The sequence below is a fragment of the Streptomyces sp. NBC_01320 genome (assembly GCF_035974375.1).
Taxonomy (GTDB): domain Bacteria; phylum Actinomycetota; class Actinomycetes; order Streptomycetales; family Streptomycetaceae; genus Streptomyces; species Streptomyces yanii.
The window spans coordinates 7,766,520-7,792,100 of record NZ_CP108390.1 but is presented as its reverse complement, the minus strand read 5'-3'; the positions used below and the strand labels follow the sequence as shown (position 1 = coordinate 7,792,100).

Here is a 25,581-nt window from a genome sequence, read left to right as displayed (position 1 = left end):
CCCATGGCGTACTGCTCCGTGGACCAGGCCCGAGACGCGGGCTGCACCGGCACTGACGCCGAGGTGGCCGCGTGGATCGGTGCTGCCACGGAGCGGATCACCTCGTACACACAGCAGCAGTTCGAGCCGATGACCATGGTGGTGGTGGCGGACGTGGCGCCGGACGGGACCTGTCTCCTCCCGCGCCGCGTCCGCACGGTCACCTCTGTGACGCCCGTCGTCACCACCGACGACGCCCCGTCGCTCCCGTCGTCTGCCTGGCGGGTCACGTCGTCTGACGTGCTCGGCAGCGTGGACGCCGTCCTCCTGCGATGGGGCGGATACGACGACCTGATCGCCGGGGCCGAGTCGTACAACGGCGGCTACCGCGGACTGTTCGAGCGGTGGGGACTGGAACAGGCCCGCATCGCCGGGGAGTTCGGGTACGCCGAGGTGCCGCCGCTGGTGGCGCAGGCGTGCGCCCTCCTCGCCGCGCACATTCAGGCGCAGGCTGCCCCGTCCGATGCGGACGTCGCACAGAATCCGGGCCTCGACGTAGACGACGAGGGCAACAACGTCCGCATCGAGGACACCGACGACGAGGAGACGACGCCCGTCTCTCCGTCGGCGTCTACCGGATCGACGCAGGTGGACGCCCTCCTCGTCGGCTACCTCAACCGCGGTCACTCACTGATCGGCGGTGTGTGATGAGGATCGGCACCTCGGCCACCACCCGCATCAACACCCGCCAGTACGAGCGGGGCCTCCGGCGCGCGCTCGGCGGCATGTCTGACGACGTCAAACGCGCCGTGGACCGCACCCGCATCGACGTACAGAACGAGGCCCGACGCAGGGCCCCCGTCGACACAGGGCGCCTCCGGTCCTCGATCGTGTCCCGCGCAGAGAACAGCGGGCGCACCGTCGGCTACGTGGTCGGCACCAACGTCAAGTACGCAGCTGCGATCGAGTACGGCACCGACGAATACGACATCTTCCCCACGAACAAGAAAGCGTTGTACTGGCCCGGCGCCCGCCACCCCGTGGCCAAGGTCCACCACCCCGCCATGCCTGCCCGGCCGTTCATTCGGCCGGCGGTGGAGATGGCTGAGATCTTCTTTCGCGCGAACCTGTCGCAGGTACGTGCCGGGCGGGGGCGGCGCTGATGGCTGCCACGACCGCCGGGGCGATCAAGGCCCGCCTCGAATCCTTGGCGTTCGGCGTCCCGGTGTTCCGTGACGGGCCCCGCGAGGGACAGACACCGCCGTTCGTCGTCGTCACCGACGCACTCAGCGCCGGCCTCGACACCGCCAACGGAGATTTCGGCGACCCGGACGCATCGATCACCATCGTCGAAAAGGCCTCGGTCGACCTGGTGCAGACCGCCCGCATCAAGACCGGTGCAACGACCGCGCGCAACGCCGAGCGGTACGGGCTGGCCGAGGCCATCGCCCACGCCTTGCATGGCCACGCGCTGCCTGCTCACCCGGCCAAGGTCACCGCGGTGAAGGTCACGGACATGGACCGCTTCCCGATCAAGGACAACCGCGTCCGTACCTCCATCACCGTCGAGATTCACCGCGAGCTGCTCGCCTCGGAGGTGACACCCGCATGACCGCCACCATCCTCGAACTCCCCCGCGACGACGTGATCGCAGGCCTCGGCCCCGACTACTGGCCCGCCCGCCTCGACGCCACGCTCCTGCGCATCGACCCGGCGGCCGGGGTCACCGACGGCGCCGTCATCATCTCCACCTCTCCCGGCCGGCCCGGCGTCATGTGGTGGCTGATCGACGGAGTCGTCCCTCCGCAGGCCGCAGGCCCCGTCACGGAGGAGCTGGCCGCACTGGTGCCGGGCTCGGTGCTGGAGGCACCTCCCCCGCCGGACCCGGAACAGACCCCGCCCATCCAGTAGCCCCGTCCGGGCCGAACCCCGGCACCAGGAAGGAACCCACCATGCCGCTCCAGCGATTCACCCGCGTCTACGGAATCCAGGACGCCAAGATCAGCCCGCTCACTGCCGACCCGGCGTCGGGCACCCCGACGTACGGGGCCGTGATCGACGTGCCGGGTATCAAGTCGTTCGAGATCTCCGGTGAGATCGAGGTCAAGACTCTGCGCGGTGACAACACCAAGCTGGCCACGAACAGCGCGGTCACGAACATTCAGGTGGCCATCACCCACGCCAAGCTGTCCCTCGACGTGCTGACCGCGATCCTTGGCGGCACCGTCACCGACACCGGCACCACCCCGGCGCAGAAGTCCGTATGGGACCTGACCGGCGACACGGCGACGATGCCCCCGTTCAAGCTCGAAGGGGTTACCCCTCCGAACGGCGTCGACATCGTGGGCGGCGACATGCACGTCAGCCTCCACAAGCTCACGCTGTCCGCGTTCCCCGACCTCGGGTTCGCCGAGGAGGACTACCGGATCGCGTCGTTCACCGCGGACGCGGACCCGCTGCTGTCCAACAAGAAGTGGATCAGCATCGCGCTCAACGAGACCGCCGCAGCGATCGTCTGACCCCGATCTCCGGGCGGGCGCGGACCACCGTCTACGCCGCCGCCCGCCCGGACCCTCTCCCCGCAGGCCGAAACCCGGCACTCACCCTGGAGCCCCGCATGACCACTGGACTTGACCTGCTCGCCGAGGGCGGCACCATCACCCTCACCGACGGCACCGAAGTACCCCTGCGCTACAGCTTCCGCGCCCTCGCCCTGCTGGAGGCCCGGTTCGGATCCATCGGAGCCGTACAGGAAGCCATCGACAGCACCGGAGGCGGAGCCGCATTCGGGCCCCTCCATCAGATCCTCGGCGCCGCCCTCGTCGGCCCCGGCGGATTCGAACCGCACCTGCGCGAGCACGTCGACACCAAGGGCAAGCGCACCGTTTCCGACATCGTGTTCCGCCGCCGCACCGACGGCGCCGACCTCGCCGACCTCCTCGACCCCGGCCGCCTCGACGCCTACGTCGCCGCGTTCTCGTCTGCCCTTGGCAAGGCGCTGGAGCACCGGGGAAACGGACCGGCCCCGACCGTCGAGACGGTGACGCCGGGGCTGTCGCTGCCTACCCCTGGGCCGAGTTCTACTACCTCGCTGTCGGTGCCCTCCACATTCCACCCGGCCAGTTCTGGGACATGACGCAGGTGCAGTTGGTCACGCTCGCCGACCAGCACCAGGCCGCCCACAACTCCGGCGGCAGCCAGGCCCCAAACCAGTCCGGACCGTCGCTCCTCGCGATGGCCGCCATGCAGTAGGAGGTGACCCGCGGTGGCCGATGACATCAACCTGCCGAACCTCGTCTCGCACTTGCAGGTCAACCTTGCGAACACCAGCGGCATCGCCGCGGATGCCGCACGCCAAGGGTCCGCCGTCGGCGCGGCCCTCGGCGCCGGCATCCAACGCGAGGTCCGCGACGCCGTCAACAACATCCCTGACGTCCAGATCGATGCGAACAGCAGCGACCTCGATCGCGACCTTGCACGCGTCCGCGGGGAACTTGACCAGCTCGCCTCGCAGCGCATCGGCGTCGACATCAGCATCGAGGACGCGCTACGCCAGCTCGATCGACTGGAGCCTCACCTCGACCGGCTTTCACACACGCACCCGAACATCAACGTCCGGGCCGCCACCGCCGGGGCGATGCGCCAGCTGGAGCAGCTCCGCGCCGCCGCAACCGCAGTGCCACCCGAAATCGACGTGGACGTCGACGTCGATACCGAACGCAGCACCCACGATGTTGGCGAGCTGTCCGGGGCCCTCAACGGCCTTGGCCCGGCCGCCGCATCGGGCGCCGGCACGGCGAGCCTGGCCATCGCTGGAATCGCCGCGTCTTCCGTCGGTGCGGGTGCCGCGCTGGCCGCGCTGCCTCTGGCGTTCGCCGGGCTCGGCGCGGTAGCGCTGAAGGAAAACAAGCAGGTCAAGGCAGCGTTCGCCGACATGGGCAAGTCGATCAAGTCGACGCTCGCCGACGCTGCCGCCCCGTTGATCCCCGTTTTCAAGGACATCGCCAAGCAGGTGTCCGGCATCGTCCGGGAACTCGGGCCCGCCCTGAAAGAGGCGTTCACCGCGACGGGCCCGCTCCTTAAGCCACTCGTCGCCGGGTTCGGTGCCCTGGCCAAGAACGCGATGCCGGGGCTGATCACGGGACTGAAGGCTGCCGGACCCGTGATCGACGCGCTCGGCAAGGGACTCGGCGACATCGGCACCGGGCTGTCAGGTTTCTTCGAGGGCATCGCGGGCGGCGCGGACGGTGCCGCCCAAGGGCTCGGCGGGCTCCTCAGCATCTTCGGGAAGCTGTTGCCTCCGCTGGGATCCCTGCTCGGTCAGATGGCCGAGCTGGGCGGACCGATCCTGTCGGCTCTCGCCCCGGCCGTCGACACGCTCGTATCTGCTTTCGGCGACGGGCTGTCCCCAATCATGGAGGCCCTCGGGCCTGTCCTGAAATCCGCAGCCAAGGCGATCGGGGAACTGGTTACGTCCGCGGCCCCGCTGCTCCCCGTCATCGGGGAACTGGTCGCCGGGCTGCTGCCCGTACTGACGCCGCTCCTCGATGCCTGCGCCCGCATCTTCAAGGCCCTGGCCCCCGTCGTGCAGACCGTCGCCGACACCCTGCAAGACACCCTCAACCCCGTACTGGCCGCGCTGCCGGGCATCATCGAGCCGCTCGCCGCCCTGATCGCCGACCAGCTCGTCTACTGGATCGGGTTCCTCGGCGACCTCCTCGTCGAGATGGGCCCGTCGCTGGTGCAGGTGGGCGAGGCGTGCGGTGAGCTCCTCGCGGCGCTGTCCCCGCTGATCGTGGCTTTCGCCGACTTCAGCACCAAGCTGCTTGAGGAGATCGCCCCGTACCTGCCCGGCCTGATCGAGGTCATCGGCGGTCTGGCCGTCGCCCTCGCGTCCGGCCTCGCCGGTGCGATCACGAACATCGTGATCCCCGCCCTCCAGATCATCGCCGCCCTGCTCTCCGGTGACTTCAGCGGCGCCCTCGACATCGCGAAGCAGGCCGCGGTGAACATGGTCGCCAGCACGATCAAGAACTTCCGGGACCTGCCTGGTAAAGCCAGGGACGCCCTCGCCCCGCTTGGCGGAAAGCTGCGCGAGCAGGTCACCCGAGCAGGGCTCGACATGGTCGGCGCGATCCAGACCAAGATCGGCGAGGCCGTCCGCCGCGTGGCCGAACTACCGGGCAAGGCACGGGCCGCGCTCGGCGACCTCAGCCGCCTGCTCGCCACGGCCGGCGCCGCGCTGGTCGCCGGGTTCGTGTCTGGTATCCGCTCGGCGATCCCGTCCGTGACGAGTGTGCTGGCTGGGCTGACGGACATGATCCCGAAGTGGAAGGGCCCGAAGAAGCGGGACGCCACGCTGCTGACCCCGGCGGGCAAGCTGATCATCAAGGGCCTCGTCGACGGCATCGACGCATCGACTGCCGCGCTCAAGTCCAAGTTGGGCAGCGTCACCAACCTGATCGAGCGCGCGATCAGCATCAACTCCGGCAACCGCAAGAAGAAAAGCGGTCTCGGGTCGCTGCTCTCGCGGGTGGAGAAGGACAACAAGAGGCTGCTGTCCCTGGCCAAGCAGCGCGACACCGTGACCGCCAAGCTGAAGGACGCACAGAAGAAGCTCGACGACGCGGTCAAGGCCCGCACCAAGGCTGCCACGGACTTCCGTGACGGCATCCTCGGCGACGCGAACATCACCTCCGGCAACAGCATCGTCAACTCGGTCGCCGCTATCACGGTCGGGCTGCAACAGGCCGTTGCCAAGGCCAAGGCATTCGGCGACCACCTCGCCAAGCTGAAAAAGGCCGGGCTCCGGTCCGACCTCCTCGGCGACATCGCCGCGGCGGGTGTCGACGGGGGCGCGGCCACGGCGCAGGCACTGGCCCGTGCAACTCCGACCGAGCTGAAGAGGATCAATGATCTTCAGGCGCAGCTCGCCAAGGCAGCCACGTCCACCGGCAACAGCGTGGCCGGCGCCCTGTACGACTCCGGCGTCAAGGCTGCGCAGGGCCTGGTGGATGGGCTGAAGAAGCAGCAAGGCTCGATCGAGAAGCAAATGAAGAAGATCGCCGAGGCCATGCTGAAGGCCATCCGTAAGGCGCTCGACATGCACTCTCCGAGCCGTAAGGCCCGGCAGATCGGCCAGCTGTTCATGCAGGGCATGCCGCTCGGGTTCGAGGACATGCGCGCGGCTGTGACCAGGTCTGCCGCGTCCGTGGCGAACGCTGCGGCCGGCGCGGCGTCCGCCGTAGCGACGGTGACGCCGAGCATCCCCGCACCCGGCCAGCTCACCACCGCCTACGCAGGCACCGCCGGGGCCCCCACGACGAACAACACCTTCAACCTCTACCAGTCCGAGGCCACCCCGGACGGCATCCTGCGTGCCCTTTCCTGGCAGGGCCTCATCGGACGAAAGGGGCGATGACATGGCGCAGCAGCGCATCGGCCGAATCCAGTGGGGCGACCTCCAGTTCGGGCCCGGCTCCCGGTACCACGTCACCGCCGTGAACGGCCTCGACGACATGCCCGACATCCGCGCCGAGGACATCAGCCGACCCGACCAACACGGCGACTACACCGGCCCCGACACCACCGGGGCCCGCGTCATTCAGCTCGGCCTCGGCCTGCGCGCGGACTCCCCGGACGAACTCCGCGATCTCACGCTCGCGTTGCGGGCGGCGACGCAGCCACAGCGACAGTCGGCCCCGCTCCAGTTCCTCGACCAAGACACGTTGGTGTACGGCAAGGTGCGGCAGCGCAGCATCCCGTACGACGCCGAGAACCTGTGGTCTACCGGCACCGCGGCGCTGGAGCTGTACTGCGCCGACCCGTACCTGTACTCCCTCGACGAGCGCATCGCCTCAACGACCGCGTACTCCCCGGCCGCCGGCCGCACGTACCCGCTGTCGTATGCCGGGGTGACCGAGCTCATCAACTCCGTGCTCAACCCGTCCGCGGAGCTCGACGTATCCAACGTCGCCGCGTACTCCTCGGCGGGCACTGCCCCCACCTTTGCGCAGGCCACCCCCGGTTTCGGCGCCCGGTTCGGCGTGGACACCAACCTCGTCACGTGGACCGCCTCCGGAACAGGCGGCGCCCGGTACACCCTCGGCACCAGCTACGCGGCCGGCACTGCGGTCCGCGCCTCGGCGTACGTCTACCTGCCGTCACTGACCGGGGTCAGTGCGGTGAACCTGATGTTCTTCAACGGCACGACGCTGCTCTCCTCGGTGTCTGCGACCACCCCGCCCGCCGCGACGTGGACGCGCATCGAGGGCAACTACACCGTGGCCGCTGCACAGATCGTCACCCACATCGGAGTGCGCCTCACCACCACCGGCGCGACGACGATGCACCTCGATGGGGTCATGGCCAGCACTGGCACCACCAGTCAGCCGTACGTGGACGGCGATCAGATGGGATGCATCTGGGACAGCACGCCCCACGCCTCGACGTCCCGCCGCATCGCGGGCATCAACCGTGTCTACGGCGACGCCGGAACGAGCGGGCGCCTCACCGCCATCAACCTCGGCGCATCCCCCGCGTACCCCGTGCTGCGCCTCGATGGGCCCGTCGCCAATCCCAGCATCGAGCAGGTCACCACAGGCGGCGGTATCACCCTCGACGGCACTCTCCAGGCCGGTGAATTCCTCGTCATCGACACCCGCACCCGAGCGGTGCTCCTCATGGGCAGCAGTCCCCGCCGCTCATGGGTCCGTGCCGGATCCCTGTGGCCGCTCCTCATGCCTGGCGAGAACGAGATCGCCTACCGCGGCACCGCCCTGCCGGGTGCGCCCGGCCAAACGTCCCAGCTCACTGTCACATGGCGCGACACGAGCCTGTAAGGAAGGAAGTCCACCCATGGCACTGATCAACCCCCCGGCGTGGATGCAGGCCGGTAGCTATCCGGCCCGCACAGATCGGCTCGTCATCGCCTCGCTCCTCGGGTACCCCGGTTTCCTGGTCGACGAGGCGACCCCGATGCGGATCCGGCAGGGCGTCAAGCCGTCGTATCTCAACCAGCAGCTGAAGGTGCGCGCCGCTCCCACCCCGAACATGACCGTGATCGTGTCCGGCGGTTACGCGTTCATCGACAACCACGACGCCGGAGGACAGGGCACCTACGTCTGCGCGAACGACGGCGACGTCATCCTCAACGTCCAGCCCGCAGGCGGCGCAGGCCAGTTCCGAAAGGACTGTGTGATCGCGTCCGTCTATGACGCGGAGACCGCAGGGTCCGCGAGCGAATGGCGGCTGGAGGTCATCCAGGGAACCTACGCAGCGTCGGCAGGCGCCGCCGTACGCCCCTCCCTCCCGCCGAACGCGCAGATCCTCGCCGACCTCGCGATTGCCCCGTCACAGACGTCCGTCGCCGCGGCGAACATCACCGACATCCGACAGTTCTCTGTGGCTGCCGGCGGAATCCTCCCGGTCCCCTCGGCGTCGGCCCCGAACCGGCCTCATCCGGGACAGTCCATGTACCTCACCGACCTGGACGTATTCCGGTACGGCAGGCTGGACGGCTCCACCAACACCATCACGCCCGACCAGAACATTCCGTGGATCACGCCCTCCGTGGGCACCGGCTACACCACAGGCGGCACCACCGCCGGATCCCCCGGCAACCGCAACGGGCCGATCCGATACCGCAAGGTGTTCCGCGACGGCACCCCGTACATGGAGTGGGACGGCGGCGCGACCCGTGCCGTCGGAGCGCAGACCGCGAACATCCTCGCCGGAACTCTGCCGGGCCCGTACATCCCGTACGCCGTCCGGTCCGTCAGCGTCGCCCGGAACGCCACCTCGATCACGAGCGTCGCGAACTCCTCCAGCGTCGTCCACACCGTCAAGGTGGATTTCGACACCGCCGGTGCCGTCACCCTGATCGCCGCGACGGCCGGTGATGTGGAGACGACCTGGTTTTCCCTCGCCGGTGTCTCGTACCCCCTGGCCTGACGATGACGGAGATGGCGTTCGCGTCACTGCTCGCGGCCTCGGCTCCGGTGACGCCGGATCACACGTATACGTACCTGTTCTGCGACCTCATGACGGACACGGTCCTCGCCGAGCTGCCACTCGCCGATGTCTCGTACTCCACCGAACTCAACGGCATCGGCACACTGCGGGCGACGATTCCGTACACCGACGAGACGGCACCGCTCGACCCGGAGACCGCATCACAGCCCGGCCGCACCGCCCTGTACGTGGACCGCGACGGCGTCATCGTGTGGGCAGGCATCATCTGGACCCGGCAGCCGAGCGGTAAGTACTCAAAGGAGATCCAGGCCGCCGAGTTCATGTCCTACTACCAACACCGATACGTCAAAACCACGCTCAGCACAGACTCCAGCGCCGTCCTCAACCCGTCGCTCGTCCCGGCCGGACAGGTGCTGTACGCCGACCAGAAATACATCATGTGGTCGCTGATGACGTACGCCCACGTACAGGCCGGAGGGAACCCCGGCATCAGCGTGGACGGGTTGACGGCACCCCCGCACGGCATCACCAGGCAGGCCACGTACTACGGGTTCGAGCGACCGGAGATCTACAAGGCGATCAGCGAACTTGCCGCGGCTGACGACGGGTTCGACTTCGGCATCGACGTCGGGTGGACCGCCACCACCAACAACAACCCTCCGAAGCGCTACCGCAGGGCCCGCACCTGGTACCCGCGACGCGGCCGCACCGCCGATGAGTCCGGCCTCGTATTCGTTAAGGGCGGGCAGGGCGCCTCGATCCTGTCGTACGACTGGCCCGAGGACGGCACCGCCTCCGCGACCGAGGTCTCGAGCCTCGGCGCCGGCACCGGCGAGGCAAAGCTGTCGGCGGTGGTCCAGGACACGGACCGGCTCGCGTCAGGCTGGCCCCTGCTGGAGGCCGTCACAAGCTATGACGCAGTCGTCGATCAGGCGCAGCTCACCGGCCTCGCGAACTCCGAGCTCGCCGCCCGAGAGCAGGCGCAGGTACAGCCCACGTTCGAGGTCAGTGCCGACACCGACCCCGCATTCGGCAGCTACAGCGTCGGCGACGAGGCCCTGTTCATCATCGACCCGGAGCCGATCTGCCCGGCCGGCCGATCCGGGGTCCTGCGGATCGTCGGCATTGAGAACACGGCGGCGGCAGGCCCGGAGCGTGTCCGCCTCACCTGTGTGGGGGTGTGACATGGCCCAACAGGTCACCTCGCGCAGCTTCCTGGAGCGCCTCGCAGTGCTGGAGGACCAGGTTGCGCAGCTGCGCCGCACCGGGTGGGAGCGGGACGAACTCCCCGTGTATCCGACCTCGTTGCATGCGATGCCGTACGAGGACGACACCACGTTCATCACGACGTGGGAGACCGTCCTCTCCCCGCGCACCGGGTCGCTGTCGTTGGGCCTCGTGTTCATCGGGGATTTCGTCGGCACGACGAACACAGGCGGGGCGTGGCAGGTGCTGCTGAACGGCGCGGACGTCGTCATGTCGGGGACCATCGCCGCCACCTACAGCTACCAATTCGCGGCGCAGGTCATCGACCTCACCCCGTACCGGACCCTCACTGGACTCAAGTTGCAGATCCAGGTTCGTCGCACCTCTGGTGCCACGACCGGCGGTAAGTACGGCTCGGGCGGCGCTGTCGCCATCGCCCCTCGATACGCACGTCTCCTCTGAAAGGACAGCCCGTTGAAACTCGTCACGAGGGCACAGCTCGGATGGCCCGCCTCGGCCGCACCAACGCAGGCCACCGCCAAGGGCGTCAAGGTCCATTACGAAGGGGCGCCGGTATCCACCAAGCTCCTCACCGACCACCAGGCATGCATCAGCCAGTGGAAGGCGATCAGGGCAAGCCACCTCGCGAACAAGACCGAGAACTACAGCGACGTCGCATACAACTACGCGGCCTGCCCTCACGGCTACCTGTTGGAGGGCCGCGGCCTCGGCAAGCGGACCGGCGCGAACGGCAACCAGCCGTTGAACGTGGCGCATTACGCGGTCGTCGGCCTCGTCGGATCATCCGGCCTCACCGAGCCGACTGACGCCATGCTCGGCGCAATCCGCGACGGCATCGAGCTGCTCCGCGCCCACGGCGCCGGAGCCGAAATCAAGGGCCACCGCGACGGATACGCCACGGCGTGCCCTGGTGGCCCGCTGTACACGTGGGTGCAGAACGGCGCCCCACGACCCAAGTCCGAGGAGGACGACCCCATGGCAGGCCTCACCAAGCTGGACATCTTCAACGCGGTGTGGAAGACCGACGCCATCGCTGCGCCGTCCGACGCGACCGACATCAAGACCAACCCCAACTGGCAGGCGCTATCTGTCCTGCGGGACACGCAGGCCCGCGTCCGGTCCATGGACAAGCGGGTCGCCGCCATGAGCGCCGCGATCACCGCACTCGCCGGGCAGGTCGGCAAGGGCGCGGGCACATCGACCATTGTCGCCGCAGTTGAGGCCGCGATCGAGCACGCCGTCATCGACGTCAACATCAACACCAAGGAGGCCTGATCATGGCCGAGTTCCCTCTGCCCTCGACGCAGACCGTCATCAAGTCCGCCGGGACCTACGGCCGGGACCTGGCCGAGCGGGTGGTGTCCACCGGCCTGCAGGCATTCGTCGGCGGCCTCGCCCTGACTCAGCCGTTCGACCTGGGCATGTGGCAGAACGCCGGAATCGCCGGGGTTGCCGCGGCCGCATCGCTGGTGAAGGGCCTCGTCGCCCGGTGGCGCGATGTCACGAACTCAGCCTCGCTCGCCCGGGGAGTGTGATGACCACGCCCAACGACCCGGGCGTGTACATCCCCTCATCCCAGATGTACCAGGAGATGAGATCCCTCCACGACGCCGTATCCCGGGTGGAGACGAAACTCGACGGGCTGCGCGACAGCTACGTCGAGGTCACGAAGGACGTTGCCGACCACGAGACCCGCTTGCGCACGCTGGAGCGGGCCCGGTGGCCGTTGCCCACTCTCGGCGTGCTGGCTGGTCTGGGTGGCACGGCGACCGGTCTCCTCGCCCTCCTTCGCTGATCCTGCTGCGAGGTAGCTCAACGACAGGCGCAGGGCGGCCGGTTCATACCCGGTGCCGACGCCGGTTCGAACCCGACCCCCGGCAGCGTCACGCCCCTCGTCTCCGGCTACGGCCGGAACGGGGGGCTGCTTCGTCGCGCCCGCCAGACCTGCGAAAGAACACCGCGAGAATAGTTCTTGGAATAATTGACAGGGCATCATTAAGTCGACAGGATGCCTGTGTGACCCAACCCATCGGGCCCGACGAGGCCGCCCAAGTCCTGTCCCCGCACCTCCAGTCCATCACTGATTGCCTCCACAACGGCTGGAAGCACTGGCGTGACCTCGTGGAGCTGGACGCCGAACGTGGCGTGGAGATCAGCACGCGCTCGCGGGCCAGCCTGGTGTACGACTTCATCTGCGCTGAGGCGAAGAAGACGTTCGACCAGAACCCGCACATAACCATCAGCGAGAGTCGCGGCTTCCTTCTCTTAACGATCGACAGCAAGATCGTCATCCGGTTCAAAAAGTTCCGAGACGGTGGCCTGCGCACCAATGGCATCGTCACACAGCAGAGCCGCGAGTTCGCCAACCAGGTGCTGCCCGGCATGGAGGCAGTCACACATCTGGTCGCCGGGTACCTACCGGACGATGACGGCCTCGGCCTGCGTTTGGCCGCCATCACGTGCACGCTGGACAAAGAACAGCTCTGGGTCCTCAATCTCGACCTGGCTTTCGACGAGAGCGCAGCGACACCCCCGATCCCGATCGGGGGCCACCAAGACGAGCTGGATACGATCGTTCGCCCCAAGCGCGCTGGCGAAGCCGCACGCAAGACCGCATCGGAAGATAGGTAACAATCATGAACCCGCGCCTGCTGCAACTAGCACGGGAGTCGCGCGGGCTGTCGCAGTCGAAGCTGGCCAGCCAGGCTGGCCTGTCGCAAGGGACTCTGTCCAAGGCGGAGAACGGCGTCAGTCCACTGACTCCCGATCGACTCGCCACTATCGCGGAGCTACTGGACTACCCGCTGGACATGCTCAGCTGGCCGGATGACCCCGTAGGCCTGGGGCCTTCTGGCTTCTACCACCGCAAGCAGTCCGGCCTCGGCAAGACAGCACTTCAGCGCATCGAAGCCGAGGTCAATCTCCTCCTCATGCAGCTGCGCCGACTGGAAGCCAGTGTGGAGATCGACCCACCGTTCCGGCTGCCCGTCCTGGATGCTGATGAACATGAGCCGGAAGAGGCGGCATCAAAGGTACGCGCGAGTTGGATGATCCCCGACGGTCCGGTTCACGACGTGATCCGGACCGTCGAACGCGCGGGGATCATCGTCGTACGCCGGGACCTGGAATCCCCCAAGATTTCCGGTCTGAGCGTTCGCCCACCCAACGGCATGCCGGTGATCATTTTGAACGAAGGTATGCCGCCGGCCCGAGAGCGGTTCACTGTCCTCCATGAACTGGGCCACCTGGTCATGCACCAACTGCCCAGCGATGACGGGGAACGTGAAGCAGACCGGTTCGCCGCCGAGTTCCTGATGCCTGCCAGGCTCATCGGCCCACAGCTGTCAGGAATGACGCTTCAAAAGGCAATCCAGCTCAAGCAGTACTGGAAGGCCTCAATGGCATCTATCATCCAGACCGCCCGATACCTGGGCAGGATCGACGACCGCAGGTACAAGAGCCTGCAAGTCCAGATCAGTCAGCACGGCTACCGGCGGAACGAGCCCGCCGAGCCGCCCCAGGAGAACCCGCGCATTCTCCCCAGCATGGTCGACACACACCGCAGTGATCACGGCTACTCAGACACCGAACTCGCAGGAGTGGTTGGCCTGAAGCTTCGGGAGTTCCATGCCGAATACGGAGCCCGCCAGGGCCTCCGCGCCGTCTGACCCCTCCGCACCACGACGCCCCCTGCCCGGCCGCGGCCGGGCAGGGGGCGCTTCCGTGCGTCCGGGCTGTACGCCCATCTGGCCCACAGAATTTGGGGGTGGGCTGCGAGCAGCCAAAACGATTGAGCCACATGCCGCTGCTCGTCAGCCACTCAGGACCGGGCCAGACCAACCGCGAGCTCTACCAGCAAGACGACCGCGAGAAAACCAAAGGTAGCCCTGACGGTCGCAGGCGTCAGGAACCGGCTGACTCCCACGGTATTCGCCATGAAGCTATGGACACGCCATGCAACGTCCCGGTAGTTGAACGCCACCACCAAAGAGGCAGTCCCAAACATCAGGCGCCATCCAAGCTCCGCCCACACCATCAGCTCTCCCCCACAGACAACCGACGCCCAGTATGCAGAGTCCAGGCCGCATCAGCCCTCCCGAACCTCCAGCTCGGGCGGCCCGGCTTCCCTTGACGCAACCCCCACACTCGGGAGGGGGCGGACTCGAGCTCGATTCGAACTCGCCCCTGAGCACTCCGTCCACTGTTCCTGGCCACGGCCACGACAGGAACAGGGGAGGTTTCGTGTGTTTGTGGTCAGCCAGCCTCCGGCTCGGGATGCCGTACAACCCTCTTGAGCTCTCGCTCGACGTCGTACCGGCCCTGCCCAGTCGCCTCGGCATGGGCGGTGATCGCCGCCTGTACCCACGCTGCGGTCTCCACCGTCAGCCTGTTCTCCTGCTGCTCGGCCCACGCCGCGCGTTCCAGCTCAATCAGTTCATCAGTCAGCTCGATTGCCACGGGCCGGATCGTAAGCGGAGGGTCTGACAATCGTCTCGACTGCGTCCAAGGCAAGGTCCCACGGGTACCCCTCCGATCGCCGCTCGCCCGGCTGGTTCGGCACGAAGCCGCCCTCGCCATACAGCACCGTCACCCCCATCGACCGCAGGGCGTCTACCGACCAGTGGAACTGTGGATGCTGCGCGTAGGCGCTGTTGACGCATGGCATGGCCACCGTTGGGATCTCCTTGCCGATCGCCTCCGCGACCACCCCGACGACGAACTTGCTCGTCAGGCCGAGGGACCACTCGTTAATCGTGTTGAACGTGGCCGGCGCGAGCAGGATGACGTCCGCCTTCGGCCACACGTCCGGCTCCGTGGGCAGCTTGTACTCAGAGCGCACGGGATGTCCGGTCAGCCGCTCCAGCTCCGGCAGCTGGTCGTCCAGCCAGCGGGCAGCCGTCGGGGTCAGCCCGAGGCACACATCCCACCCGCGAGCCTGCGCGTTCTCGATGACCCCGGCAATCTCAAGGACGGGCGGTGCGGCCGAGCCGAACAGGTACAGAGTCGTCATGCCGCCATCCGACCACACACGTGCAACCGCCCCCGAACCGGATGGAATCGGGGGCGATGCTGGGTCCACCGCGCAGAAGCGCGGGTACCGTTCCAGATGGTGAGTCAGGAACGGAGCCCATTATGCCCAGACTGGACCACGACCACACAGGCGCCCGAATCAAGGAGCAGCGGAAACTCGCCAGGCTGACACAGCGGCAGCTGGCTGACCGTCTCCCGTACTCGTACAGCCTCCTCAACCAGGTCGAGTGCGGCGCCAAGCCCGCCAACCTCGACTTCGTTGCGGCTGTCGCCCAGGCCCTCCGGATCGACGTCACCGCGCTGACGGGACAGCCCTACGTGACCGAACTGCAGCAGGACCGACTCGCCGAACTGGTGCGCCCCATCCGGGAAGCACTCGACCTGTACGACCTGGGAGCCGACGACACCATCCCCGACAGGCCGGCCGAGCAGCTGATCGCCAGCGCCGAAGAACTCTGCGCCCAGGTGCGGGCCACACATCTACGGAACGCCGCCCGACGGCTGCCCTCGACGATCGCTGAGCTCACGACCGCGGCGTGGCGCGCCCAGTCGACGGAGCTGTGGCAGGCCCTCGCCTCGACGTACCGCACCGCACACGACGTCGCGGTGAAGCTCGGCTACTACGACCTCAGCTCGGTCGCCCTCGACCGAATGGACTGGGCTGCCCACCGAGCCTCCGACCCCTGCCTCGCCGCGATCCGCCAGTACATGCGGGCTCTGGTGTACTTCCGGGAGGGCGAGTACACGATCGGGCAGCGCCTCGTCACCGCCGGCCACGGCATCGTCGGCGGAGCAGAGCAGACGAGGGAGGTCGTCGCAGTCACCGGGCAACTGCACCTCGGAGCCTCGGTCATCGCGGCCCGCGCGGACCAGCAGACCGCCGTCGACACTCACATCGCCGAAGCGAAGCGGTGCGCAGAGCAGACCGGGGACGCCTCCGAAATCCACTGGCTCAGCTTCGGCCCGACGAACGTGGCCCTGCACCGCATGTCCGCGGCTGTCGAGATGCGCCAGTACGACGAAGCCCTGACCCAGGCTCGACAGATCAGCATCCCGCCAGCCCTGGCCACGTCGCGACGCGCCCACTTCCTCATCGACAAGGCGCGCTCCGAGATGGAGACCGGCCGCACCGAAGCGGCGCTGACCAGCATCATCGACGCCCGGCATGCCGCCCCGGAACAGACCCGCTACCACCCGGGCGCACGCGAGACCATCAAGGGCCTGGTCCACATCTCGCGCCGCACCCCGGACAGCCTTGGGCACATGGCCGCCTGGATCGGTCTGTAGTCGCGCTCACGCCCCGACCTGCCAACGCTCACGAATCTGTGAGCGTTGAGCCCTTCCCCGCCCGTCACGCTGGTCTCGTACCTGATCAACGACGAGCCGGGGACACGCCATGACCGTGAGGGATTTACCGCCAGTCAACGAGCTCACCGAGCAGCAGCGTCGAGGGTGGCGTTGCGTCTGGTGCCGGCACCCCCTCACGGTGGGCGACGACATCGACCTCGGAGAGCAGCGCGCCCGGCCGACCGACGGGGCCGCGTACTCATGGTTCCCTCGCGCCTGCGCCGACACCGAGGCGTGCAGGGAGCGGACCGAACAGCGGTCCGCTGACCCGCTGCACCGAGGGCGGGCATGAGACCGGATCCACCGACGTCATCACCCACGTCTGCTGGGACATGGACCCGAAGACCAAGGCGCGCTGCCGACGGGACCCCCACCACAAGGGGGACCACTACCACCCCTACACCCGCCCATCGTGGAACCACCCCGGTACCACGTGGCGCAGCTGATCTCCCGCCTGTACCCGAGGCCGGCGGTGGTCGGGGTGCGGGCGGGTTTGTTGATCATGGATTCGGCCACGCGTGCGGGGTCCAACCCTTCCGCGTGGACTAGTCCAATAGCCGTTGTGCATTCGTGATCACCAACCGATCGTGAGCCCATGCCTCGGGCACATGCATGACCTGTGATCCCCGAGCAGCCGCACCGGAATGCTCCGAAGCGGCCACCAAGCGGTGCATCGACGTTCGCGTGTCCGTCGAAAGGCGCCGTCAGACGCCACGACTTGGTCAAGGCGTCCCGCCCCGTACCCACCAGGGTGCGGGGCGGTCTACGTTGGACAGCAGAAGGCCCCCCACCGACAAACCCGGTGGGGGGCCTCGCTCCTGTGGGCCCGGCCTCCCCGCCGGAACACCACAGAATTTCGGGAGGCGCGTGTCAGGCGCGCGCGGGGAGACACACCTGCCCCTCCCATGCGCCGCACTCTACGGTGTACTGGCCACGTTTCCAGTCCCTCTATCGAGTGATCAGCAGTGCTCGCCGCCGGGCAATGTGGCCCCTATGTGGCCTCGATCATGGAAAAAGCCCCCCGGTCCGTGTGGACCGGAGGGCCTATTCAGGCTCTCACCTGCGGTTTCCTACTGTGGGCGCGGACGGTTTCGAACCGCCGACATCTGCTTTGTAAGAGCAGCGCTCTACCCCTGAGCTACGCACCCGTGGATGAAGGAACAGCGTACATGGCACAGGGCCCATGCTCACAAACGGTTGCCCGGGCCGACGGGGAGAGGGGGGATATCCCCACCCCGCTTACGGTAGCCGCCCGGATTCTCCCCGGGCCGGCACGCTCCGTACGGTGGAACCACACCGGCCGGACAGCCCGCCGGACCGGATGGGGGATCGATCACCGTGGCACTCCGCACCCACACCCGCGCCAGCGTCCGTACCCGACCCCGCGCGCTCGTCGCGTCCGGCGGGGCTGTCCTCGTCGCTCTCGCCGTCACCGGTTGTGGCAGCGCGGACGTGGACGACGCGCCGGCCGAGCACAGGTCGTTTGCGCTGAGCGGGAAGACGCTGACCATCGAATCCGGCGGTACGACCGTGGAGCTCGTGCCGGCCGATGTGCGGAAGGTCGAGGTGACCCGGCGCGTCGACGGGTGGGTGGTGCTCGGGAACGGGCCCGATGCCCGGTGGTCCATGCGGGACGACACGCTCACGCTGCGAGTGAAGTGCGACGCGTTGATCAGTAACTGCGGGTCGCGCCACCAGGTGAGGGTGCCGCGTGGCGTCGCCGTGACGGTGAACGGGGACAACGGACGGGTCGTCGCGTCCGGGTTCGACACTCCGCTCACGCTCCACTCCGACAACGGACGGGTGACCGTCCGTGACTCCAGCGGTCCGCTGAAGCTGGAGAGCGACAACGGGGGCCTCGACACGGAGCGGATCTCCAGCAGGTCCGTCTCCGCGCGCTCGGACAACGGGGGGATCCGGCTCGGGTTCAGCGCTGTGCCGGATCTGGTGGACGCCGTCAGCGACAACGGCCGAGTGACCATCGATCTGCCGAGCGGTTCGGAGGCGTACGCGGTGACTGCCACCGCGAGGAACGGGCGCACCTCGGTGAAGGTGCCGCGCAGCGACGGCAGTCCTCATGTGGTGAAGGCGCACAGCGACAACGGTCAGATCACGGTGCGAACGGCGAACTAACCGGCCCGTGTGTTCGTCCTTACCTGGTGGGAGAATAAACCGGGCAGGGCGAAACGGCACGGGAGAGGGATGTGACGGCGACACACGCGCGGCCGCGGGCAGGAGCGGGTGGCATTTCCGCCGTCAGGGACGTCCTCGCATTGATGCTGCTTCCGGTGCCGTTGCTCGCTGCCGCGGTGCCGGCCGCTTTCGCCGGTGGAGGTACACGGCGCTGGTTCGGCGGCCGTGGGGAGAGCCAGCGTGTCGAGGCGCAGGCGGCGAAGGATGCGGCCGCGGAGGCGTTCTACGAGCTGGACACCGCTCAGCGCGATCTGCAGATCTCGATCGAGACGATCACCGCGGTGGACAGTTCGCCCGCCGCGCGCAAGGTCGCGGACGATTTCGCCGCTCTGGGGCGGCGGATCGACGAGGCGAGCCATGCGTACATCACGGCGGTGGACGCGCACGACCTGGACCGGGACGATCTCGAACCGGCGATCGCGGCGCGTGCCAGGACGGAGCTGACGGGCGCCAAGGACGAGCTCGTACGGGTCAAGGGCGAGCTCGACCGGTTCGCCCAGGGACTCGGTCCGCTCCTGGGAAACGCGGAGACACAGCTCGCCCGGCTCGCACCCGCCGTGGAGCGGGCCCGGCAGGCGCTGCTCGGCGCGAGCAATGCTCTCGACGCGGTGCGCGCGTCCGGGCTGCGGGCGGACGATCTCGCCGCGCGCCTGGCGGCCCTCGCCCCCGAACTGACCAAGCTCAACCAGGGCGCCGGCCGGCACGGCGTGCCGGAGACGCTGCTCCGCGCCGATCAGGTGCTGCGCGGTGCGGAGGCCATCCGGGCGGAGGCGGCACAGCTTCCCGAGCGTGCCGCCGAGATCGACCACCGGCTGGTGTCGCTGCGTACCCGTGCCCAGGCGCTGACCACCCGCGCGGGCTCGGTGGAACCGGTGCTGAGTGAGCTGAGGCGGCGTTTCTCGGCCGCGTGCTGGCAGGACCTTCAGCCGGTTCCGGAGCAGGCGGCGGTCAATGTGCGGCAGGCCGAGGAGAAGCTCAAGGAGGCGGCCAAGGCGCGGGACGAGCAGCGCTGGGCGGATGCGACCTCGCGGCTCTCCACCGTACGGGCCCTGCTGAACGCGACGGACGAGGCGGTGTCCGCGGCCGGTGACCGGCTGCACCGGCTCGACGCCGTGGCCAAGGATCCGCAGCAGGAGATCCAGCGGACCCGGTTCGCGATCCGGGACGCGCAGCGTCTGGCCATGGCGGGCCGCAACACGCCCGACCCGCGCCATGCCCGACCGCTGGACGACGCAGTGGCCAGGCTGGAGCGCGCCGTCGCCGGACTGGAGGGCCGCCACCCCGACTACTGGCACTTTCTGACCGAGACGGAAGCGGTGCGACAGACGGCTGCGAGGGTGGTCTCCGAGATCCGGGAGGAGCGTGGCGCCGGGGGCTGAGCCGAGTTGTCCGGGCCCGGGGCGGGGCGGATCATGGTGGTTGTCCGAAGGAGGCCGCCATGGCCCACACTCATGCCCCGCACCTCCCTCATCACCCGCAGCGAGCGGCGCGAGGGCCGGCAAGACCCGGCAGAATGGCCCGGCTCGACGAACATCTCCCGGTCGATCACCGGCTCAGCAGCGTCTACCGCGTCGGGGCAGGGCTGATGGGACTGGTGCTGCTCGCCTTCGGCATCCTCGGACTCATCGACGAGATCGGCTTCTTCGACACGGGTGGCGCCACCGTCGCGGGCCTGAACACCAACGGCGCGCTCAGCATCCTGTCCATCTGCGTCGGCCTGCTCCTGTTCACCGGAATGGTGATCGGCGGCAACTTCGCCTCGACGCTCAACATGGTCCTCGGGATCGCGTTCATCCTCAGTGGCTTCATCAATCTCGCGCTGCTCGACACGGACTACAACTTCCTGGCCTTCCACCTGCAGAACGTGCTGTTCAGCTTTGTCGTCGGGCTGATGCTGATGATGTTCGGGATGTACGGGAGGGTCAGTGGCGGGCTCCCGCACGACAACCCGTACTGGCAGGCCCGCCATCCCGAGCAGGCAGCTCAGGAGCTGCGCCGCCGTCGGCGGCAGTCCATGCCGATTGCCCGGTCGTAGGAGCGGTGCCGTCGCGGCGGTGCGCCCTCCCCGTACCGTCCCCGGGTCCTGTTGCCGGATACCACTGCCGGCCGGCGCCGCCGGTTAGCCTGGGGTCATGCCTCGTTACGAGTACCGATGCCGCTCCTGCGGAGACACGTTCGAACTCAGCCGTCCGATGGCCGAGTCCTCGGCCCCTGCCTCCTGCCCCGCCGGGCACGAGGACACCGTGAAGCTCCTCTCCACCGTGGCTGTGGGCGGGGGTTCGGCCAAGTCCGCGCCCGCCGCCCCGTCGGGTGGCGGTGGTGGCGGGGGCTGCTGCGGTGGGGGTTGCTGCGGCTGACCCGGCCGCGGCGTCGAACGGCTCGACCCGGCGGGTGGGCCGTGCTTACGGCTCGCCCCGGCGGGCGGGCGGCGCTACCTCCTGCGGGAGAGTGTCAGCCCGTCCGCCACGGTGAGCATCACGCTGTCCATCCGCGGGTCGGCGGCCACATGCTCGTTGAACTCCTTGATCGCCGCCGCCGCGCCGGTCGCCTGCGGGTCGGTCACGCCGCCGTGGAACAGCACGTTGTCGGTGACGACGAGGCCGCCTTGCCGCATGCGGGGCACCAGCTCCTCCCAGTACGGGATGTAGTTGCCCTTGTCCGCGTCCAGATAGGCGAGATCGATGTGCGGTTCGGACGGCATCGCCCTCAGCGTGTCGAGCGCGGGGGCGATGCGCAGCTCGATCCGGTCGGCGACGCCTGCCTTCTCCCACGCCTCCCTGCCGTAGGCGGTCCACTCCTCCGAGATGTCGCAGGCGATCAGCCGCCCGTCGGCGGGCAGCGCCTGCGCCATGGCCAGAGCGGAGAACCCGGTGAATGTCCCGACCTCGACGATGTGCCGGGCCCCGGTCAGCCGTACGAGGAAGGCGAGCAGCGGCCCCTGCTCCTCGGCGGACTGCATGCCGGCCTGACCGGGAAGGCGCGCGTATGTGGTCTCGACGAGTTCCCGCTGCACCGCGTCGAGCGGCGGATTGTGCGCCAGCATGTACGCGTACAACTCGTCCGTGATCTTGGTTTCGTTTCCCTTGGACATCGCAGACTCTCTCTGTGCGTGCCGGGCAGGCTGGTCAGGTCCCCCCGTACCGGAGTACGGGGGGAACGCGTCGGCTGCCAGCCACTGTTCCCTGTCGGTCCGAGCTTGTCGAAGATCGCGTCGACGTGTTTCTCCGCGCAGGGTCCAGCCGTTCGGCGACGGCCGCGCAGGAGTCAGAGCCTGTCGGGTGACCTTCGATCGGATAGCGGACGCGGTCTGGTGCGTGCGATTCCAAGGCGGCGGGATGTCCTCGGATGGGGTCTCCCCTGCTCGAGCGAAGCCGAGAGCTTGGGGAAGGAGCTACTAGGACATTTCGGCAACGCGGGAAGCGTGCGTGCCAGGGCGTGGCCGCCCGATCAGAGGTCACCCGACAGGCTCTCAGAGGCCGCGCCGGGCGACGGAGGCCCGAATGAACCGGCGGAGGATTTCCTCGCCCGCCGCCACACCACGTTCCGTCAGGACGTCGACGTGCGGGGCGCTCCAGTCGGTGTCGGCGAGTTCACCGTGGCCCGGACGCCAGGCGAGGTCGGCGGCGAGGAGCAGATCGGCGTCGAGGAGCGAGTCGCCGGCGGCGAGGGTGAGGGTGGCGCCGGCGCGGTGGGCGACCTCGTTCATCGCGGCGCTCTTGGTGAGCGGCTTGGGCACGGCGTAGATCTTGCGGCCCTGGAGGGACACGGTCCAGCCGCGGGGCCCCGCCCACTCGGCCAGCTCCTTCACCCAGTCCGTGGGCAGCAGCGAGCGTTCGACGACGAGATAGGCGAAGAGGTCCTCGGCGACTCGTTCCTTCAGCAGCCAGGCGGGGTCGGCGGCGGCCACGAGGTGGGCGCGGACCTCGGCGAGCGAGGCGCACTCGTCGGCGAGCCGGCGGGCCACCCGGTCCTGCCAGTCGGGATCGGAGACGCCGTCGACCAGGAGGTGTCCCCCGTTGGCGCAGATGGCGAACTTCGGTGCGGGGCCGGGGAACTGGATGCGGTGGTACTGCTCGCGGGTCCGGGTGGTCGTGGGTACGAAGACCGTGGTGCGGGCCAGTTCGTCGACGAGTGCGGCGGCCGTCTCCGTCATGTAGGAGAGCGGCTTGTTCCCGTACACCTCGACGCAGAGCAGCCGGGGGGCGTCCGCGTCCGGCATGGCGAGCTGAAGTGCCGCCGTCGAATAGATGAGGGTGCGGTCGAGGTCGCTGGCGACCAGCGTCACAGGGGTGGTCGGGGTGGTGGGGATGGTCGTAGTGGCCGGGTGGGTCACTGTGACGCCACCGCCTTGCCGTCCGCGCCCGTCGCTCCGCGGGTGTACTTCGGGTGGATCAGTCCGACGCAGGTGTACGGGAGACCGTCGACCTCCTCGACCGGCACGCCGCGCTGCTCGGCCAGCAGCCGGATGTGCTCGAGGTCGGCACCGGCTCCGCGCTTGGCGAGGATCTTCCAGGGGACGCGTCGCAGCAGTACGCGGGTGGTCTCGCCGACACCCGGCTTGACCAGGTTCACATCGTGGATGCCGTACTCCTCGCTGATGCGCTCGACGGCCGCCCAGCCCTCCCAGGTGGGGGCGCGGTCGGCCGTGAGCAGCTCCTTGACCTCGGCGTCCACGACGTCGACGACCTCGTCGAAGTGGGCCGCGACGGTGTCGAGGAAGTGACCGGACACATCGGCTTCCGCGAGCCCGCGGTAGAACTTCGCGCCGTGGAAGTCATGGGGGCCGACCAGGTCCGGCCGGAGGACTGTACGGGAAATCAGCCCGGAGACAGTGGAGTTGAGGCAGGCGGACGGGATGAGGAAGTCCTCGCGGGTGCCGTAGGTGCGGACGCAGCCGCCCGGGTCGGCGAGGACCGCGATCTCGGGGTCGAACCCTTCGAACTCCCCGAGTGCGGCGGCCAGTTCGCGGGTGATGGCGCCCTTGCCGGTCCAGCCGTCGACGAAGACGACGTCGGCGGGGTCGTGGTGGGCGGCCAGCCAGCGCAGGGCGTTCGCGTCGATGCCCCGGCCGCGCACGATGGAGACGGCGTAGTGCGGCAGGTCGAGCCCGTGACGGTGCTGGGCCCAGCGGCGCATCAGCACGCCGACCGGGGTGCCGGCCCGCGCGAGGGAGACCAGGACGGGGCGGGGGGTGCGCTCGGCGAGGACCGTCTCGGTGACGGTTCCGACGGCCCGTGCGATGCGGGCCGCCGACAGGTCCAGGGCCGCCTTGAACAGGTCCTGGTACTCGGCCGACGGCTGGTACTCGACGGGCAGTGATTCGGCGTAGTGCGCACCCCCGCTCTGTATCGCCTCCTCGCGCTCCTCGGTGGGCGCCTCCAGCTCGGTGTCCGAGAGGTCCTGGAGCAGCCAGCCGACTTCTTCCGGCGCGTAGGAGGAGAAGGCTGGGCCGCGGAGGGGCTCGGACAGCATGGGGGGTTCCTGCCGTTCGGGGGCGGTGGAGGGGGCGGACGACGGGACGTACGAGGGGACGACGGCCAGCAGGACGTGGGCGGTGTGTGCGGCGAGTTCCGCCAGCAGGCCGTCCGGGGCGTGCAGTTCCGGGGTGTCGGCGGCGGAGTCGACGACGACGACCACGGCGTCGAAACCGGCGTCCGCGACGTTGTACGCGTAGCGGATGCCGGGGCCGTCGGCCGGGTTGTCGTGGGCCGGGAAGACCAGCCGGCTGCGTATCGCATAGCCGGGGTCGTTCACGGCGAGGACGGGGGACCGTGTGGTGGTCGAGTAGCGCACCTCGGCGTCGGTGTGCTCCTCCAGCGCGGTGCCCAGCCGGAGCGGTGCGTACATCAGCTCCTCGAAGCCGAGGACGAGTATGCGGCGGGCTTCACCGCCCAGGGCGTCGGCGATGCGGGCGGCCATGGCGGGAAGGGCCGATTCGAGCGTCTCCCGGTGGGCGGGGGTGAAGCCGTGCCGTCCGCCGTCGGGCACACCGGCGGGCCACTCCAGCTCCACCCGCGTGCGGGGGCTGACGGATCCTGCCGCGCCGGCCCGGGCGGGTTCGCGCTCCGACTCGTGGGCGGCGACCAGGGCCTGGCCCTTCTCCAGAACACCGTCCGGGAGGCGCACCGTGCCCGTACCCCTGGCCACCAGGTCGACGCGGGCGCCGATCTCGGCGGCGAACCCGGTCAGCCGTTCGCGGTCGGCCGCCGAGCGCATGTCCACCAGAGCCACGATGACGTAGCGGTCGCGCGGGTACAGCTCGTGCAGCGCGCGGATCGTGTTGAGCACGGTGTTGCCCGTGGAGAACTCGTCGTCCACCAGCACGAGCGGCGCCCCGCTCCCGCGCGCCAGCAGGGCGGGGTCCTCCGGCAGCAGCAGATGCGACGTCGCGTGCGAGTGCGACTCCTCGAAGCCGCCCGCCCGGGCCACACCCTCGACCGGACGCCGCGTCGAGTGGAGGTACGGGGCCACGCCCAGCCCGTCGGCGACCGCGTGACCGAGGCCTGTGGCCGTCTCCGCGTACCCGAGCACCACCGCCCGGCGGGCCTCCGCCTCCCCGAGGAGCGCGCGCACGCGCAGGCCGAGCTCGACCCCCGCGCCGTACACCACGGAGGGCCGCTGCGGCACATGCTTGCCCAGCACATTGGAGACGAGCAGATGGGCCCGCTTGGGGTTGCGGCGCAGGGCGAGGCCCAGCAGCTCCCTGAGCTCGCCGTCGCCTTCGGGCTTCCCGTTGCCGACGAGCTCGACGCCCAGTCGCTCCGCCACCCAGCTACCCGACCACACCACGTTCGCCGTCTCTTTCCTTGCTGCGCGCTCGCTCATCGAGAC

The 25,581-nt window shown here is 68.8% G+C and carries 28 protein-coding genes and 1 tRNA gene; 22 read left to right on the top strand and 7 right to left on the bottom strand.

Annotation, left to right across the window (positions count from 1 at the left end; translation table 11 throughout):
* The first annotated feature begins 3 nt into the window (after positions 1-3).
* The 17 genes from OG395_RS35375 (at position 4) to OG395_RS35300 (ending at position 13,847) form a co-directional block, all read left to right on the top strand.
* Complete coding sequence (locus OG395_RS35375; RefSeq protein WP_327246551.1) at positions 4-687, top strand: hypothetical protein; 684 nt, start codon at positions 4-6, stop codon at positions 685-687.
* A complete protein-coding gene (locus OG395_RS35370) occupies positions 687-1,142 on the top strand; it encodes an HK97 gp10 family phage protein (protein ID WP_327246550.1) in 456 nt (151 codons plus the stop codon). The genes OG395_RS35375 and OG395_RS35370 overlap by 1 nt, the downstream gene beginning before the upstream one ends.
* Positions 1,142-1,591 (top strand): hypothetical protein, encoded by a 450-nt coding sequence (locus OG395_RS35365; RefSeq protein ID WP_327246549.1) that lies wholly within the window; start codon positions 1,142-1,144, stop codon positions 1,589-1,591. The genes OG395_RS35370 and OG395_RS35365 overlap by 1 nt, the downstream gene beginning before the upstream one ends.
* Positions 1,588-1,890 (top strand): hypothetical protein, encoded by a 303-nt coding sequence (locus OG395_RS35360; protein ID WP_327246548.1) that lies wholly within the window; start codon positions 1,588-1,590, stop codon positions 1,888-1,890. Before OG395_RS35365 ends, OG395_RS35360 begins: the two co-directional genes overlap by 4 nt.
* 41 nt (positions 1,891-1,931) lie before the next feature.
* Positions 1,932-2,498 carry a phage tail protein gene (locus OG395_RS35355; RefSeq protein WP_327246547.1) on the top strand — a complete coding sequence of 189 codons (567 nt, stop codon included), beginning with the start codon at positions 1,932-1,934 and terminating at the stop codon, positions 2,496-2,498.
* Between the two features lie 98 nt (positions 2,499-2,596).
* On the top strand, positions 2,597-3,115 hold the full coding sequence (locus tag OG395_RS35350; RefSeq protein ID WP_327246546.1) for a hypothetical protein: 519 nt from the start codon (positions 2,597-2,599) through the stop codon (positions 3,113-3,115).
* A complete protein-coding gene (locus tag OG395_RS58500; protein WP_383919733.1) occupies positions 3,088-3,231 on the top strand; it encodes a hypothetical protein in 144 nt (47 codons plus the stop codon). Before OG395_RS35350 ends, OG395_RS58500 begins: the two co-directional genes overlap by 28 nt.
* Positions 3,232-3,244: 13 nt before the next feature.
* Positions 3,245-6,400 (top strand): phage tail protein, encoded by a 3,156-nt coding sequence (locus OG395_RS35345; protein ID WP_327246545.1) that lies wholly within the window; start codon positions 3,245-3,247, stop codon positions 6,398-6,400.
* A gap of 1 nt (position 6,401) precedes the next feature.
* Positions 6,402-7,820 carry a phage distal tail protein gene (locus OG395_RS35340; RefSeq protein ID WP_327246544.1) on the top strand — a complete coding sequence of 473 codons (1,419 nt, stop codon included), beginning with the start codon at positions 6,402-6,404 and terminating at the stop codon, positions 7,818-7,820.
* Positions 7,821-7,836: 16 nt separating this feature from the next.
* On the top strand, positions 7,837-8,931 hold the full coding sequence (locus OG395_RS35335; RefSeq protein WP_327246543.1) for a hypothetical protein: 1,095 nt from the start codon (positions 7,837-7,839) through the stop codon (positions 8,929-8,931).
* A gap of 11 nt (positions 8,932-8,942) precedes the next feature.
* Positions 8,943-10,136, top strand: a complete 1,194-nt coding sequence (locus OG395_RS35330) for a hypothetical protein (protein ID WP_327246542.1) — start codon at positions 8,943-8,945, stop codon at positions 10,134-10,136.
* 1 nt (position 10,137) lies between these two features.
* Positions 10,138-10,620, top strand: coding sequence for a hypothetical protein (locus OG395_RS35325; protein WP_327246541.1), 483 nt, complete (start codon positions 10,138-10,140; stop codon positions 10,618-10,620).
* 12 nt (positions 10,621-10,632) lie between these two features.
* The gene (locus OG395_RS35320; protein ID WP_327246540.1) at positions 10,633-11,454 is read left to right on the top strand and encodes a peptidoglycan recognition protein family protein; all 822 of its coding nucleotides are present in this window, start codon (positions 10,633-10,635) and stop codon (positions 11,452-11,454) included.
* Between the two features lie 2 nt (positions 11,455-11,456).
* Positions 11,457-11,714 carry a hypothetical protein gene (locus OG395_RS35315; protein WP_327246539.1) on the top strand — a complete coding sequence of 86 codons (258 nt, stop codon included), beginning with the start codon at positions 11,457-11,459 and terminating at the stop codon, positions 11,712-11,714.
* Positions 11,714-11,974 (top strand): hypothetical protein, encoded by a 261-nt coding sequence (locus OG395_RS35310; RefSeq protein ID WP_327246538.1) that lies wholly within the window; start codon positions 11,714-11,716, stop codon positions 11,972-11,974. The genes OG395_RS35315 and OG395_RS35310 overlap by 1 nt, the downstream gene beginning before the upstream one ends.
* A 221-nt stretch (positions 11,975-12,195) precedes the next feature.
* Complete coding sequence (locus tag OG395_RS35305) at positions 12,196-12,810, top strand: hypothetical protein (protein ID WP_327246537.1); 615 nt, start codon at positions 12,196-12,198, stop codon at positions 12,808-12,810.
* 5 nt (positions 12,811-12,815) lie between these two features.
* Positions 12,816-13,847, top strand: a complete 1,032-nt coding sequence (locus tag OG395_RS35300; RefSeq protein ID WP_327246536.1) for a helix-turn-helix domain-containing protein — start codon at positions 12,816-12,818, stop codon at positions 13,845-13,847.
* A gap of 152 nt (positions 13,848-13,999) precedes the next feature.
* Here the strand turns inward: OG395_RS35300 and OG395_RS35295 are convergent, their stop codons facing one another.
* The 3 genes from OG395_RS35295 to OG395_RS35285 all read right to left on the bottom strand — a co-directional run bounded on the left by OG395_RS35295 (position 14,000) and on the right by OG395_RS35285 (position 15,190).
* A complete protein-coding gene (locus tag OG395_RS35295) occupies positions 14,000-14,215 on the bottom strand; it encodes a hypothetical protein (protein ID WP_327246535.1) in 216 nt (71 codons plus the stop codon).
* Between the two features lie 218 nt (positions 14,216-14,433).
* Positions 14,434-14,637 (bottom strand): hypothetical protein, encoded by a 204-nt coding sequence (locus tag OG395_RS35290; RefSeq protein ID WP_327246534.1) that lies wholly within the window; start codon positions 14,635-14,637, stop codon positions 14,434-14,436.
* The gene (locus tag OG395_RS35285; protein ID WP_327246533.1) at positions 14,618-15,190 is read right to left on the bottom strand and encodes a flavoprotein; all 573 of its coding nucleotides are present in this window, start codon (positions 15,188-15,190) and stop codon (positions 14,618-14,620) included. The genes OG395_RS35290 and OG395_RS35285 overlap by 20 nt, the downstream gene beginning before the upstream one ends.
* Positions 15,191-15,312: 122 nt before the next feature.
* On the opposite strand from OG395_RS35285, the gene OG395_RS35280 reads away from it, so the two are divergent.
* Complete coding sequence (locus tag OG395_RS35280; protein WP_327246532.1) at positions 15,313-16,497, top strand: helix-turn-helix domain-containing protein; 1,185 nt, start codon at positions 15,313-15,315, stop codon at positions 16,495-16,497.
* Positions 16,498-17,633: 1,136 nt separating this feature from the next.
* Here OG395_RS35280 and OG395_RS35275 read toward each other — a convergent pair.
* A tRNA-Val gene (locus OG395_RS35275) sits at positions 17,634-17,705 on the bottom strand.
* A 184-nt stretch (positions 17,706-17,889) separates the two neighbouring features.
* Between OG395_RS35275 and OG395_RS35270 the strand changes: the two genes are divergently transcribed.
* The 4 genes from OG395_RS35270 to OG395_RS35255 all read left to right on the top strand — a co-directional run bounded on the left by OG395_RS35270 (position 17,890) and on the right by OG395_RS35255 (position 21,107).
* Positions 17,890-18,690 (top strand): DUF4097 family beta strand repeat-containing protein, encoded by an 801-nt coding sequence (locus OG395_RS35270; RefSeq protein WP_442818782.1) that lies wholly within the window; start codon positions 17,890-17,892, stop codon positions 18,688-18,690.
* A 71-nt stretch (positions 18,691-18,761) separates the two neighbouring features.
* On the top strand, positions 18,762-20,129 hold the full coding sequence (locus OG395_RS35265; RefSeq protein WP_327246530.1) for a hypothetical protein: 1,368 nt from the start codon (positions 18,762-18,764) through the stop codon (positions 20,127-20,129).
* A gap of 59 nt (positions 20,130-20,188) precedes the next feature.
* Positions 20,189-20,785, top strand: coding sequence for a DUF4383 domain-containing protein (locus tag OG395_RS35260; protein ID WP_376334278.1), 597 nt, complete (start codon positions 20,189-20,191; stop codon positions 20,783-20,785).
* Positions 20,786-20,882: 97 nt separating this feature from the next.
* Complete coding sequence (locus OG395_RS35255; protein ID WP_327246529.1) at positions 20,883-21,107, top strand: FmdB family zinc ribbon protein; 225 nt, start codon at positions 20,883-20,885, stop codon at positions 21,105-21,107.
* Between the two features lie 74 nt (positions 21,108-21,181).
* On the opposite strand, the gene OG395_RS35250 is transcribed toward OG395_RS35255, so the two are convergent.
* The 3 genes from OG395_RS35250 to OG395_RS35240 all read right to left on the bottom strand — a co-directional run bounded on the left by OG395_RS35250 (position 21,182) and on the right by OG395_RS35240 (position 25,575).
* Positions 21,182-21,841: an O-methyltransferase gene (locus OG395_RS35250; RefSeq protein ID WP_327246528.1), complete on the bottom strand. Its 660-nt coding sequence runs from the start codon at positions 21,839-21,841 to the stop codon at positions 21,182-21,184.
* A 378-nt stretch (positions 21,842-22,219) separates the two neighbouring features.
* Complete coding sequence (locus OG395_RS35245) at positions 22,220-23,083, bottom strand: HAD family hydrolase (protein ID WP_327246527.1); 864 nt, start codon at positions 23,081-23,083, stop codon at positions 22,220-22,222.
* Positions 23,080-25,575, bottom strand: coding sequence for a phosphoribosyltransferase (locus OG395_RS35240; RefSeq protein ID WP_327246526.1), 2,496 nt, complete (start codon positions 25,573-25,575; stop codon positions 23,080-23,082). Before OG395_RS35240 ends, OG395_RS35245 begins: the two co-directional genes overlap by 4 nt.
* Positions 25,576-25,581: the final 6 nt, after the last annotated feature.